Source organism: Streptomyces sp. NPDC050528 (genome assembly GCF_044457795.1).
Taxonomy (GTDB): domain Bacteria; phylum Actinomycetota; class Actinomycetes; order Streptomycetales; family Streptomycetaceae; genus Streptomyces.
Genome location: NZ_JBITHH010000001.1, coordinates 1,365,278 through 1,379,886, shown reverse-complemented (window position 1 = coordinate 1,379,886; position 14,609 = coordinate 1,365,278). Strand labels below are relative to the sequence as shown.

Annotated in this window: 8 protein-coding genes; 7 read left to right on the top strand and 1 reads right to left on the bottom strand. The window is 72.0% G+C overall.

The features are described 5' to 3' along the window. Positions 1-156 precede the first annotated feature (156 nt). The 7 genes from ACIBK4_RS06355 (at position 157) to ACIBK4_RS06325 (ending at position 13,636) form a co-directional block, all read left to right on the top strand. Complete coding sequence (locus ACIBK4_RS06355; RefSeq protein ID WP_398992614.1) at positions 157-2,712, top strand: serine/threonine-protein kinase; 2,556 nt, start codon at positions 157-159, stop codon at positions 2,710-2,712. A gap of 164 nt (positions 2,713-2,876) precedes the next feature. Continuing rightward, on the top strand, positions 2,877-6,092 hold the full coding sequence (locus tag ACIBK4_RS06350) for a protein kinase (RefSeq protein ID WP_398992612.1): 3,216 nt from the start codon (positions 2,877-2,879) through the stop codon (positions 6,090-6,092). A gap of 157 nt (positions 6,093-6,249) precedes the next feature. Continuing rightward, the gene (locus ACIBK4_RS06345; protein WP_398992988.1) at positions 6,250-7,926 is read left to right on the top strand and encodes a serine/threonine-protein kinase; all 1,677 of its coding nucleotides are present in this window, start codon (positions 6,250-6,252) and stop codon (positions 7,924-7,926) included. Positions 7,927-7,955: 29 nt separating this feature from the next. Further along, positions 7,956-9,665 (top strand): serine/threonine-protein kinase, encoded by a 1,710-nt coding sequence (locus ACIBK4_RS06340; protein ID WP_398992610.1) that lies wholly within the window; start codon positions 7,956-7,958, stop codon positions 9,663-9,665. Between the two features lie 119 nt (positions 9,666-9,784). Beyond that, positions 9,785-11,449: a serine/threonine-protein kinase gene (locus tag ACIBK4_RS06335; protein WP_398992608.1), complete on the top strand. Its 1,665-nt coding sequence runs from the start codon at positions 9,785-9,787 to the stop codon at positions 11,447-11,449. Positions 11,450-11,585: 136 nt separating this feature from the next. Continuing rightward, entirely contained in the window at positions 11,586-13,247 is a 1,662-nt protein-coding gene (locus tag ACIBK4_RS06330) for a LamG domain-containing protein (RefSeq protein WP_398992606.1), read from the top strand. Positions 13,248-13,276: 29 nt separating this feature from the next. Beyond that, a complete protein-coding gene (locus tag ACIBK4_RS06325; RefSeq protein WP_398992604.1) occupies positions 13,277-13,636 on the top strand; it encodes a hypothetical protein in 360 nt (119 codons plus the stop codon). Here ACIBK4_RS06325 and ACIBK4_RS06320 read toward each other — a convergent pair whose 3' ends face one another. Continuing rightward, positions 13,637-14,542, bottom strand: coding sequence for an AraC family transcriptional regulator (locus tag ACIBK4_RS06320; RefSeq protein ID WP_398992602.1), 906 nt, complete (start codon positions 14,540-14,542; stop codon positions 13,637-13,639). Positions 14,543-14,609 lie beyond the last annotated feature (67 nt).

The window sequence follows — 14,609 nt, the reverse complement described above, 5'->3', positions numbered from 1 at the left end:
CTTGCCGGTCATCCTGCCCGGCTTGGCTGTGTGACCTGCGGCGGATATGCGAGGGGATGTGCCGTCGGTGCGCGGGGAGAGGCCCCCTGGGCGTTGGGCACTTGTTCGGTGGGGGACAATGGAGGCTCTGTCAGGGCGGGTTGCATGAGGGGACGCATGTCGGAGGCGGAGCGGGCGGGGACATCCCGTCAGGACACTCGTCGGGACAAGAACGAGCGTCTTCTCGCCGGGCGGTACCGGTTGGGAGAAGTGCTCGGCCGCGGAGGCATGGGCACGGTGTGGCGTGCCGAGGACGAAACCCTGGGCCGGACGGTCGCCGTCAAGGAACTGAGGTTCCCGTCCAGCATCGACGAGGACGAGAAGCGGCGGCTGATCACACGGACGTTGCGCGAGGCGAAGGCCATCGCGCGGATTCGCAACACCAGCGCGGTGACGGTCTACGACGTCGTCGACGAGGACGACCGGCCGTGGATCGTCATGGAGTTGGTCGAGGGCAAGTCGCTCGCCGAGGCCATCCGGGAGGACGGCCTGCTGGAGCCGCGGCGTGCCGCGGAGGTCGGGCTCGCGATACTCGACGTCCTGCGGTCCGCGCACCGCGAGGGCATCCTGCACCGCGACGTGAAGCCGTCGAACGTGCTGATCGCCGAGGACGGCCGGGTCGTGCTCACCGACTTCGGTATCGCGCAGGTCGAGGGCGACCCGTCGATCACCTCCACCGGCATGCTCGTCGGCGCGCCCTCCTACATCTCCCCGGAGCGGGCCCGCGGGCACAAGCCCGGTCCGGCGGCCGACCTGTGGTCGCTCGGCGGGCTGCTGTACGCGGCGGTCGAGGGCGCACCGCCGTACGACAAGGGTTCCGCGATCGCCACGCTCACCGCGGTGATGACCGAGCCGTTGGAGGAGCCGAAGAACGCCGGGCCGTTGAAGGACGTCATCTACGGCCTGCTGAACAAGGACCCGGCGCAGCGCCTCGACGACGCGGGTGCCCGGGCGATGCTCAACGCGGTGATCCACGCGCCGGAGCCGAAGCCGGCCGAGCCCGAGCCGCCGGTGGACGCGACCCGGGTCGTGCCGTTGCCCGCGCAGCCGGGGCCCGCGGAGTCCGGCGGCAAGAAGAGCGGTGGCGGGAGCGGGAGTTCGGGTCCTTCGGCGGGGGCCGAGCGGTTGCGTGGGGCGTTGCGGTCCATGCGGAAGGCCGCGGGCGGGTCGGCGGGGGCCGGGGCGGCCACGTCTTCGGCGGCTGCGGGTTCGGGTACTGCTGTGGGTACCGGTACGAGTCCCGCTGCGGGTTCCGGTTCTGGGGCGGCTTCAACTCCCGTTGCTGGTAAGCCGGGTGGCTCGGGTGCGGGGGCTGCCGGGACCGGTTCGGCTGGTGGCGCCGGTGTTGCTGGTGCTGCGGGTAAGAGTGGGTCCGGTGCTGCTGGGGCTGTCGGCTCCGGTGGTGCCAAGGGCGCGGCCGGCAGCGGGAGTTCAGGGTCTGTCGGTGCCAAGTCCCGGACGTCCGGGGTGCCTTCGGCTCGGGCGGGAGATGCTTCCGGTTCGGCGGCGGGCTCCGGGGCGTCGACCGGTGCGGGGACTGTGGCCGGTGCCGGTGCCGGTGCCGGTGCCGGTGCCGGTGCCAAGGCCGGTTCGGGGACTGGCGGTTCTGGGACTGGCGGTTCGGCGGCTAAGGGTGGTGCGTCGGGCTCGGGTTCGCGTGACTCGGCGGGTACGCGTGACCCGGGTGTGCAGGCGTCCGGGCTGCGGGAGCCGGGTCTCGGTGACTCCGGTACTCGGGATCTGGGGGGCGCGACTCACGAGGTGGGTGCGCGGTCGACCAGCTCTGGTTCGGCCGGCTCCGGTACGGCCGCCAACTCGGGTGCGGGGGGCCGGAGTTCCGGGTGGCCCGTGATGACGCCGCCGGATCTGCCGCCGCGGCCGGTGCCGAGGGCGCCGCTCACCGATGTGGTGCCGAAGCGGACACTGGTGATCATCGCGGTCGTCGTCGTGCTCGCGCTGATCGGTGTCGTGCTGGCGTTCACGCTCGGTGGCGACGACGACAGCGGCTCGAAGGGGTCGAAGAACAACAGCGGTGCCAAGGCGGACAGCAGCGTCAGCGCGAGCGCGAGTGCGGGCACCGACACGAAGAAGGACACCGGCGACACCGGGAGCACGGGCGGTGGGCAGGACGACTCCACGGCGACGGCACCGGCCGCGGGGAGCACGGCTGGTTCGGGTACGAGCGCGTCCGGGGGGAGCGGCGGAAGCGGTGACGAGACGAACGGTTCCTCGGACGGTGCCGCGGTCGTCAAGACGTACAAGGGCAGCCAGGGTTTCTCGATAGGCCTGCCCGCCGGATGGTCGTACCAGTCGACGGACTCCGCCGGAGTCCGGTTGGTCGGCCCCGACGGGCAGAAGCTGCTGATCGCCTGGACCAGTACGCCGAAGAACAATCCGGTGGCGGACTGGCAGAACCAGGAGCAGTACATGACGCGCTCCGGGTACACGCGGATCCGCATAGAGAAGGTGGACTACCGGTCGTGGAACACGGCCGACTGGGAGTTCACCTATGAGGACGGCGGGACGAAGTACCGCACCATCGACCGCGGGTTCGTCGTCAACAGTCATCTCGGATATGCGCTCATGTACACCGCGAAAGCCGCTAATTGGGGCAGCGAGCTGCGTAAGGACACCTGGACGACCCTGACGAACACGTTCGAACCGAAGTCGTGAGGCGGGTGGGTCCGGGTTTGGCGCGCCAGATCCGTCAACCCCTCTTTGTGGGTTGCCTCCGGCACGTATCGTGAGTGGTTGCGGACCGTACGCATCCACGTATACGGGCGGAACGGGCCGCAAGGCGAACGGAATTGACCAACCGGGCGGCCGGGGGAGGCAACGTGGACGACTATGCGGGTCGGGTGCTCGCCGACCGCTACCGCCTGCCGCTGCCGCCCTCCGACGAGTACGAACTCACCGAGTCCCAGGCCTTCGACACCTACAGCGGGCAGGAAGTCCTGGTACGCCAGGTGCCGTTGCCCGAGGTCGTCGAGGCGGAGGTGCTCGGCGAGGACGGGCTGCCCGACGGGTTCACGGCGCGCGACCGCGGGGCGCGCCGGCCGACCGCGGCGCGGACCGCCACCCGGCGGCCCACCGATCCGGCGGTACGGCGTGCGGTCGAGGCCGCGCAGGCCGCGGCGCGGATCCCCGACCATCCCCGGCTGGACCAGGTCTTCGACGTGTTCGCCGAGGGCGGTTCGCTGTGGATAGTGAGCGAACTGGTGTCCGCCCAGCCGTTGTCCGCGCTGCTCGTCGAGAAGCCGTTGTCGCCGTACCGGGCGGCCGAGGTCGCCTCCGACGTGCTGATGGCACTCCGGGTCCTGCACGCGCACGGCTGGGTCCACCGGAACATCACCGCCCGCACGGTGCTCGTCTGCGACGACGGCCGCGTGATGCTGACCGGCCTCGCGGTCGGCGCGGCCGAGGAGGCACTGTGCGGCTACGACCCGGTGCCGCCCCAGGACGGCGAGGACGGCGGAGCGCGAACGGGACCCGGCGGCGCGGCACCGGTACCCGCGGGTTCCAGGGCTCCGGCGGCCTTCAGGACCCAGGGAGGCTCCAGACTCCCCGCAGGCTCGACACTTCCCGCAGGCGCGCCGGTTCAGGCCGCCGGCTCCCTCGCTCCCAGCGGCTCTACGGTCCCTGCGGTCCCCGGTGACTCCAGGGGTGGCGGAACCGGCGGTGGCGGGGCGATCGGCTTCGGCGGCGCGCGTGGCGGAACCGGCACGGGTGCCGCCGCCGTAGGCCCCGGTGCTGTGGACCCCGAGGCCGCTCGGCGGGCCGCGATCGAGGCGCGGGCTGCCGGAGGGCTGCCCGGAGTCGGTGTGGAGGCCGGTGGCGCGATCCCGTCCTCCGCCGCGCTGGCCCGCCGGGACGCGGAAGTCGGCGGTGACGTCCGGGCCGCGCGGGCCGGAGCGATCGCCGCGTACCGGGCGGGCGCGCGAGCCGCCGCCCGGGTGCAGGAGGCCCAGCAGCCGGGACGCCCCGCGCTGCCCGGCGCCCGGCCCACCGCGGAGGGCACCCAGGCCACCGGCGCGGCCCAACTCCCGTACGCCGGCGGCAACGGCGTGGAACACCCGACCACCACCACACCCCCGGGCCAGATAGCCGACCCCTACGGCGTCCGCAACACCACCGCCTGGCACGGCGCCGCCCCGCGCCCCGGCGCCCCGTCACCCCAGGCCGACCGACCGCACCCTCCGCAGCAGGGCACCACCGGTACACCGTCCCCCGAAGGAACAGGCACGTTCCCGGGTGCGGGTGCCCCGGCTCACGGCAGCGAGGCCCGTCCGCACGGCGCGGGCGCCCCGGCTTACGGTGCCGCCCCCCGCCCGCACGGCGCGGACCCCTCGGCGTACGCCCCGGAACCGGACCCCTCGACCCCCGGCGGAGACGCCCGCCCCTACGGCGGAAACGCCCCGGCCTACGGCGCCGACACCCGCCCCTACGGCGCGAACCCCGCGACCTACGGCGGCGGAGACGCTCACCCTCACGGCCCAGCCACCCCGCCCCACGGCCCAGCCACCCCGCCCCACGGCGGCACCCCTCGTCCCCACGGCGCGGCCCCCTCCGCCTACGCCCAGGACACCGCACCCCAGGCCACAGACACCTCCACCTACGGCGCCCTGACCCCCGCCACCGGTCAGCCCGCCATACCCCCCACCGGCAACCCCCGCCTCCCCGGCCCCGCTACGCCCACCGCGGCCCCCAGCCCCACCCCCGACAACTCCCCCCACCCTCCCGCCCGTTGGGACGAACTGGCCTCCGCCGGTGCCCCCGCTCGCCGAGGCCCCGCCACCGCGCTCGCCGCCGAGCGCGCACGCCAGGTGCGGATGACAGTCGTCGGTCCCGTCACCGAGCGCTGGGCGCCCGAGCAGGCCGTACCGGTGCATGAGAACTGGCAGTTGGCCGCGCCGATCGGGCCCGCCACCGACCTGTGGGCGCTGGGGGCGTTGCTCTTCCGGGCCGTGCAAGGGCATGCGCCGTATCCCGAGGAGGCGACCGCCGAGCTGGTGCAGCTCGTGTGTGCGGAGCCGCCCGCCTTTGCGGAGGAGTGCGGGCCGCTGCGGCCGGTCGTGGAGTCGCTGTTGCGGCAGGACCCCACCGAGCGGCTCGACTTCGAGGAACTGCGGGGCTGGCTGCGGTCGTTGGTTCGTTCGGCGCCCGAGCCCGAGGCGGGTACCTACGTTGTCGCGACCCCGCCGACCGACCCCCGGCGGCTGCCGATCGTGCGCAGGCGGGGCGAGTTGGTGCGCAGGCGGCGGGCCGGGCTGCCCGCGACCAGTCCGCACGGGCGGCACAAGCGGGCCAAGGAGGAGGTTGGTGGGTCGCCGAGACGGCTTGGCCGGACCCTGGTGATTCTCATCTTCCTGTTGCTCGCCGGTGCCATCGCGTACGCCATGCTCTTCATGCCCAAGTCCGGGGAGAACGCGGGGGCGGGGCAAGGGGATCGGACCGGGGCCGCCGGGGAGGTCAGTCCCGCGCCCACGCAGTCGTCGGCCGGGGCCAGCAGTCAGCCGCAGCCCGATCAGACTTCGCCCAGTGCCCACAACACCCCGTCCAATGCGGCCAGTTCGACCGACACGCAGACCGGCTCGAACGTCGCCGATGGGTTCGTGCTGCGCAAGGACCCCGAAGGGTTCCAGGTCGCCGTGGCCAAGGGGTGGACCCGTACGCCCAAGAACGGGAGCGGCCAAATCGTCTACTCCCACGGCGACTTCGAGCTGATCGTCGTGGCCGGGCGGGACAGCGCCACGAAGTACGGCAGCGATCCGATGGTCTATCAGCGGGACAGCGAGAGCGAGTTGCAGCCGTACCGCAACTCCAGTTGGGCCACCGCGACCGGGCTGCGGACCATCACGGTGGGCGGAAAGACCATGGCCGAGGGGCAGTTCACCTGGACGGACACACAGGGCGGCGACCTCTTCGTGCGCAACATGGCGTTCCTCATCGACGGCCGGTACCACATCGTGCAGGTACGCGGCCCGGAGGCTCAACGCGACGAAGTGACACGGCTGTACGAGCAGGCGTCGTCGACCTATCAGTACACCGGGTGACCTGCGGAGGCGGCGCGCCGAGGCGTGTTGGTTCCCGTTCGGGCCCAGAAGCGACAACCGTCACAGTGCGGTCTCCGTGGTACCCCGCCGGTTCCCTGGACGAGGGCCTGTCCTTACGCTGAGCCTGTCAAGAGCATTGCGGGGAAACGTGAATCAGATGCAGGGCCTGCTCCTCGCGGGGCGCTATCGGCTCGCCGAGTCGATCGGCAGCGGCGGTATGGGCCGGGTGTGGCGCGCGCACGACGAGGTGTTGCACCGGACCGTCGCCATCAAGGAGTTGACGGCCGCGCTCTATGTGTCCGAGAGCGACCAGCCGAGGCTGCTGGCGCGCACCCGCGCCGAGGCGCGCGCCGCCGCGCGGATCAACCACTCCGCCGTCGTCACCGTGCACGACGTACTCGAACACGACGGCCGCCCGTGGATCGTCATGGAGCTCGTCGAGGGCAACTCCCTTGCCGACGAGGTCAAGGAGAAGGGCCGGCTCGAACCGGCCGAGGCCGCGCGCATCGGCGTGTGGGTCGTGCGCGCCCTGCGCGCCGCGCACGCCGCCGGCGTCCTGCACCGTGACGTCAAGCCCGGCAACGTACTGCTCGGGCAGGACGGGCGGGTGCTGCTCACCGACTTCGGCATCGCGCAGATCGAGGGCGACTCCACCATCACCCGCACGGGAGAGGTCGTAGGCTCCGTCGACTACCTCGCCCCCGAGCGCGTCCGCGGCGCCGACCCCGGGCCGTCCTCCGACCTGTGGGCGCTGGGCGCCACGCTCTACACGGCGGTCGAGGGCCGCTCGCCCTTCCGTCGTACCTCGCCGCTCTCCACCATGCAGGCCGTCGTCGAGGAGGACGCCGGCGAACTGCGCTACGCCGGTGCGCTCGGCCCCGTCATCGCCGCGCTGCTGAACAAGGATCCCGCGCTACGGCCCGACGCCGACCAGGCCGAGCAGCTGCTCGCCGAGGCGGCCGAGGGGCGGCGGCCCCGGGCGGCGGAGGAGTGGCTGCCGACGCAGCAAGTGGGCTCGCGGCAGGGCGGGTTCGCGGAGGACTTCAGCTCGGGTTCGGGTGCGACGCCGTATCCGTCGGCGGCCGGGGGCGCCACCCCGTACCCGTCGGCCACCGGGCCGACGACCCATCAGGCGCCGCTCGTCGCCAGTACGGCCGGCGGCCATGCCGTGGCCCCGTCGAAGCGGCGTCGGCTCCGTTCGGTCGCGCTGGTGGTCGTCGTCGCCGCGCTCGTCGGCGGCGGTGCGGCGCTGGGGCTGCAGAAGTGGCACCAGGACGACGAGCAGGGCGGCAGCCCGTCCGCCTCCGTCTCGCAGAGCCCCACGGGAGTCGACGCCACGCCGTCCCCGGCGCAGGGTTCCCTTCCCGCCAACTGGCAGGTCTACCACGACCCTTGGGGCTTCGCCGTCTCCCTCCCCAAGGGCTGGGCGCGGAAGGTCTACGGCGACGCCGACGGCATCAAGCAGGTCGACTACACGCCCGACAACGGCAAGCACTTCGTCCGCATAGCCATCGACGCCTCACCGGACTTCCCCACCGCGAACGCCCACCAGCTGGACCTGGAAGTGCAGCTCCAGAAGCTGGTCGACTACCAGCGGGTGACCCTGGAGGCGAACACCTACCGCGACCGTCCGGGTTCCCTGTGGGACTACACCTGGACCGCGCTGGCCAAGGACACCCCCTTCCCGGGACCCCGGCGCGCCATCGAGGAGACGTACATGTCCCGCGACGGCATCGAGTTCGCGATCTACATGTCGTCCCCGGCCGCCGACTGGGCCACGACGAGCGCGCAGTTCAAGACGGTCCTGCAGAGCTGGAGCCCCAACTCGGGCTGACCGCTTCCGGTTGCGTCATGATGGTGCGCATGGGGACCGAGGGGGACAACGCCCGGGTGATCGCCGGGCGTTACCGACTGGAGCAGCGGCTCGGGCGCGGCGGCATGGGCGTCGTGTGGCGCGCGACCGACCAACTCCTGGGCCGTCAGGTCGCGGTGAAGGAGATCGCCCAGGACGACTCCCTCTCCGAGGAGGAGTCCCGCCAGCAGCGCGACCGCACCCTGCGCGAGGCGCGGGCCGTCGCGCAACTGCGCCACCCGCACATCATCGTCGTCCACGACGTCGTCGAGCAGGACGAACGGCCGTACATCGTCATGGAGTTGATCGACGGCGGCTCGCTCGCCGAGCGGATCTCCGGCCGTGGTCCCGTCGACGCCGCCGAGGCCGCACGCATCGGCATCGCCCTCCTCGGCGCGCTGCGCACGGCCCACGCGGCGGGCGTCCTGCACCGGGACATCAAACCGGCCAACGTCCTGCTCCAGACGGCCACCGACGACGCCGACCCCGAGCGGGTCGTCCTGACCGACTTCGGTATCGCGCAGGTCGCGGGTGCTACGACCCTCACCGAGAGCGGCGCGTTCGTCGGCTCGCCCGAGTACACCGCGCCGGAGCGGATGTCGGGCGTGCGGACCGGTCCCGCGTCCGACCTGTGGTCGTTGGGCGCGCTGCTCTGCACGGCGCTGAGCGGTGAATCCCCGTTCCACCGCGACTCGTTGGGCGGCATCCTGCACGCGGTCGTCATCGACGAGATCCGCCCGCCCGAACAGGCCCGGCCGCTGCTGCCCGTCGTACGAGGACTCCTCGAACGCGATCCGGAACGGCGGCTGGAGGCGGCCGAGGCGGAACGGATGCTGCGGGCCTTCCTGGACACCGGACGCACGCCGAAGGCGACGACGGGGCGCCATCCGAAGGCGACATCCGGCCACACGGCGAAGCCGACGCCCGGGTACACGCCGACTCAACGGGACGTTCCGCGCCGGGACTTGGAGCCCTCGTCCTCGTCCTCGCCCGCCCCCTCACCATCGCCGTCCCCGCCGACCCCTTCCTCTACTTCCTCTACGGCCGAGCAGCCCCCTCGGCGTTCCACGCGCGGGGTGCTCGTGGCCGCGTTGCTGGTCGCGGCGATGGCGGGGGCCGGGGTGTCGGCGGCGGCGCTGTTGATGCGCGGGGACGACGGGGGAGGGGGCAACGGGAGTGCCTCGCCGGTGAGTTCGGCGCCGTTGACGTCCACGAGTGCCGGTACGTCGTCATCGTCGCCCACACCCTCCGCGAGCGCCGAAACGCCCAACACCCCTACCGCGCCCTCCGGTTACCGCATCGCCCACGACCCCGACGGCTTCTCCCTCGCCGTACCGGAGGACTTCGTACGCGTACCGCAGGGTGAGCGCATCTTCTACATGTCGCCGGGGGAGACCTTCCGGCTCGGCATCAAGATGTCCGACCCCGAACAGGGCGGCCCGCTCGGGGTGATGAAGAGCGCGGCGGCCAACGGGGCGTCCACGAACCCCGGTTACCACGACGGCAAGGTCACCGACACCACGCACTACGGACACCCCGCCGCGCTCTGGGAGTTCAGCTGGAACGGCTTCAGCACGGCGGAGGGGCCCCGGCACACGTACGACATGTGCTGGGAGGAGAACGGCCGGATGTACGACGTGTGGGTGTCGGCGCCGGTCGGGAAGGTGCGGGAGGCGAAGGAGTACTTCGACGTCGCGCTGGACACGTTCGCCCGTACGTGAAGCCATGCAGGAAGCCGTACGCACGTAACGGGAGATAAGCCGCGCCCTCGGTCACGGGTCTGTGACCGGAAAGCATCAGAGGTGGATACGGCGGCGTCTGGCGCGATATGGATGGACGCATGAGCAGCAACGGGGGAGCCAGACACGGAGCCGACGAGCCGACGAGTTTCGCCCTGCAACCGCCGAACCCGCGCATGGCCGTGCCGACGCCGGTGCCGCACCCGAACAACCCGTACGCGACGCCCAGTTCACCTCCCGACGCTCAGTCCGCCCCTCAGCCGGAACCCGGCACCGGACGCCTCATAGCCGGCCGGTACCGGTTGCTCGGCAAGCTTGGGCACGGCGGTATGGGCACGGTGTGGCGCGCCCAGGACGAGACGGTGGACCGCGAGGTCGCCGTGAAAGAGCCGCGCGTCCCGGACCATCTTCCCGAACGCGAACGTTCCAACGCCTTCGAGCGCATGCGCCGCGAAGCGCGCGCGGCGGCACGGCTCGACCACCCGGCTGTCGTAAACGTGCACGATGTGGCCGTCGTCGACGGTCAGCCGTGGATCGTGATGGAGCTGGTGACCGGCCGCTCGCTGGGCGACGCGTTGCAGGAGGGCACACTCGACGCGCGGGACGCGGCCCGCATCGGCCTCCAGGTGCTGGGCGCGCTGGAAGCGGCACACGCGGCGGGCGTCCTGCACCGGGACGTGAAACCGGACAACGTCCTGCTGGGCCGCCACGACCGGGTCGTGCTGACCGACTTCGGCATCGCGCAGATCGAGGGCGAGACGAATCTGACGGACACCGGCGGTTTCGTCGGTTCGCCCGAATACATCGCCCCGGAACGGGTGTTGGGCCAGCGTCCCGGTCCCGCCTCCGACCTGTGGTCCCTCGGCGTGGTCCTGTACGCGGCGACGGAGGGCGTCTCGCCGTTTCGCCGCAGCAACACCCCCGCCACCCTCCAGTCGGTCCTCAACGCCGCGCCCGCGCCGCCGACTTCGGCCCCGGGCCCGCTCGCCGACCTCATCACCGCCCTCCTCGCCAAGGACGCGGCGAGCCGCCCGAACGCGGCCCAGGTGCGCGCCGCACTGGAATCGGTGGCCAACCCGCCGGCGCCGGTGCCCACGCAGGAGGTGCGGTACGTCGAACGACCCGGTGCGGCAAGGGGACTTCGGCCGGGCCGTAAGACGTGGTTCGGGCTCGGCGCGCTGGTCGTCGCGGCGGCGGTGACGGCGTATCTGCTGGTCGCGAACCCGTTCGCCGACGCGCGGACACTCCCGCAGGGTTGGAAGAAGCACCACGAGACGGACGTGGCGGCGACGCTCGCGGTTCCCGCCAAGTACACGCGCGATGTGCCCGACCGTAAGACCGACAAGGGGCACTGGGTCACGTACACGGACCTGAGCGGGACCATCCAGATCGGCCTGCTCCTCGACCGGAAGTCCGAGGACACCCTCAACGAGATCAAGGACTCGGCCGCCGCCCAGATGTACGACGACAACGGAGACTTCAAGGAGAGCGGCAGCTCCGAACTCGACATGGCGAAGGGCGGGAAGACCAGACCGAAACCCACCGGTACCTATCGGGGCAGGCCCGCCGCCACGAACACGATCGCCTACGACACCGAGGACAGCCAGGACCCCCTTCCCTGGGAGGTGCAGGTCCTCTACTACAAGACCACCTCCGGCAACATGTACCGCCTCACGATCAGCTACCCCGGCAAGGGCGACTTCACGGCCCGCGGCCGCGAGGTCGCGAAGGCGGCGATCGCGAACCTGGACGTCGACAGCCTGTGAGCGGTGCCGGTGCGGCGGCGCACAAATGCGTTGTCAGTGGCGGCAGTTAAGGTCATCCTCCTCTTTACCGGATCTTGGGAGGGGCTTGATCGTGAGGACGTCCAATTGGAGACGCACCGGGGTGACATGTGCCGCGGTGGCACTGACCGCGGCCGCCATGACGGGAGTTGCGACCGCCGCCGACGACACCGAAGCGCCGCAGGCGCCGGTCGTCTCGTCGCAGGAGTATCCCGACGACTCGAACGAGCATGACGGGACCGGCAGTTACGGCACGTTCGTCATCGACTCGGCGTCCGACGACGTGGTGTCGTACCGCTACGAGTGGATGGGCGCCCTTCCGCAGACCCTCACCGCGGCCGAGCCCGGCGCCCCGGTCTCCTTCCGCTGGCTGCCGCAGACGAACGGGGCCACCTATCTCTACGCCCAGGCGATCGACGCCGCGGGCCACGTCAGCGCCAGGACGACCTACTTCGTCCGGGTCGGTTCGGGCCGCGCGGCGGTCTCCCACTGGGACCCGCAGCACGACTCCGGCGCGGACACCGGCACCGGTGTCACCCCCGACGCGCAGGGCCCCACCGGGACGGGCATCGCCTCCGCCGCCCGCTTCGACGGCACGGACGAGGCGTACGCGACGCTCGACTCGGCCGTGGACACGGCGAAGATCTTCTCGGTCGCCGCGTGGGTCCGGCCGGACGCGCTCGACACCGACATGACCGCCGTGAGCCAGGCGGGCTTCTCCCTGGGCACGGCGACGAACTCGACGACGGGCGCCCCGAGTTGGTCCTTCGCGCTGCCCACCGAGGACGGCGGCACCGCACGCGTCACCGGCGGCTCCCCGGAAGCGGGCGAGTGGGCCCACCTCGTCGGCGTGTACGACGCCGAGCAGCACACGGCCCGGTTCTACGTCGACGGAGACCTCGTCGGCACCGCCGAGAACACGGTCGCGACCGGCGGCACGGGCACCCTGCGGCTCGGCGCGGGCAGCGACACGACCACCGCCCACTGGCACGGCCTCCTCGCCCAAGTGGACGTCTGGGACCGGGTGTTCGTCCCCGAGGAGATCACGGCCGCGGCCACGCGCACCCCGCAGCGCCAGGGCTACTGGGACCTGGAGACGGCGCCCGGCGGCAAGAGCCCCGAGTTCGCGGGCGGCGACCCGCTCACGCTGGCCGGCGACGCGTCGATCTACACGGGCACCGACGACTGCGACGTGAACCCCGACTGCACCCCGGCGCCGTACCCCATGGTGGGCTCCGGCAACATGCTTCTGGACGGTGACGGCGACTACGCCACGACACCGGACGCGGTACGCCCGTCCGACGCGGGCTTCTCGGTGACGGCCCACGTGCGCCTCGACGAGGACACGGCCACGCACGACATGACGGTCCTGTCCCAACCCGGCGCGCACACCGACCTGTTCACCCTGCGCTATGTCGCCGCGTCCAGGTCCTGGGAGGCCGTGGTCGCCCACGAGGACAGCGCCGGTGCGCCGACCACGACGGTCAGCGCGCCCGTCGCACCGTACGGGTGGGGAGAGGACGAGTTCCTCGCGGTGGTCTACGACGAGCGGACCGACCAGCTGCGGCTCTACGTGGACTACGACTACGCCGCGGACACGGCGAGCGTCGCCGGCCAGGACACCTGGACGCCCACCGGCGACCTCCAGGTCGGCCGGAGCGTCACGGCGGACGGGGGGACGGACTACCTGGCCGGTGAGATCGACGAGGTCCACACCTACGCCGGAGTGCTGGAGCGGACGCGGCTCGCCGCTCTGAGACTGGGCGGCACGGACGACTGACCGGGCTCGGGAAGCCGGAGGAGGTGGCGGTGCGGTCGCGGCAGGAGAACACGACGGAGCAGGCCGACCTGGCGCTCGCGAGCATGCGCGCGCTCGGTGACCGCGGTCTGCCGCAGGACGTGATCGACGTGCGCGCGGCCCACCGCCACTACTCCGTCATCGAGTTGGAGCAGCTGACGCTCGGGGCCGACGGCCCGGACTTCGACCTCTTCGGTCTGCGCGACCGGCTGGAGAGCGTCGTCTGGGTGAGCGACGAGGAGTTCGCGGCGCACGGGCTCGACGCGGCGGAGACCGCTGAGTTGAGGCAGTGGGCCCTGGAGTGGGAGTCCGACCTCGGGCTGCGGCTCGCGGAGGAGTACGACGACGGTCCTGACAGCGAGGGCGATTAGCTACGAACTCCCCGCTGATACACGGTACTTGCCCGGCGTCACCCCGAACTCCCGGCTGAACGCGTGCGACAGCGCATACGGGCTGCCGTACCCCGCCTCCCGCGCCACCGCCGCCAACGAGGCGTCCGTGTCCCGCAGCCGCGTCGCCGCCAACGTCAGCCGCCACCAGGTCAGATACGCCATCGGCGCCCGCCCCACCAGCGCGGTGAACCGGCGCGCCAGCGTCGCCCGGGACACACCTGCCGCCGCGGCCAGCCGGTCGTTGGTCCAGGGGGCGGCCGGGTCCGAGTGCAGGGCCCGTAGCGCGGCCGTGGTCACCGGATCGCTCAGCACGGACGGCCAACTCCCCGTCTCCGCCTCGGACATCCACGCCCGCACCATGTAAATCAGCAGCAGATCCAGCAGACTCGGCAACGCCAGGCAGGCCCCCGGCCGCCGTTCGTCGAGCTCGTTCGCCAACAGCTCTACGGCCGACCGCAGTTCGGGATGACGGCCGACCCGGTTCGGCAGATGGACCACCTCCGGCAGCTCCGCCATCAGCGGATGCGTACGGCTCCGGTCGAGCCGGTACTTCCCGCACAGCAACTCGACCGCACGCCCGTCGCCGTCACCGCGCCCGTCCGGCCGCCGCATCTCCTCGAACGGCACCGCACGCGAGATGTCCCCGGGCGAGTCCGCCAGCACATGCCCCGCCCCGTGCGGCAGCAGTACGACGTCTCCGGCGCCCAGCGTCACCGGCTCACCGCCCGTCTCGGGCACCAGCCAGCAGCCACCCGCGAGCACGACATGGAACCCGGCACCCTCGTACGGCGCGAGCCGCGTGCACCAACTCCCGCCCACCCGAAGCCGGTTGGAGGAGGGCCGCCCGGTCCGTACGGCGGAGATCGCGTCGCTCACCACGTCCATACGGGCAGGTTACGTCAGGGTGGGCAGCGGTGAGTCGTTCGCGCATCGAAGTGAGTCATTCACGCAT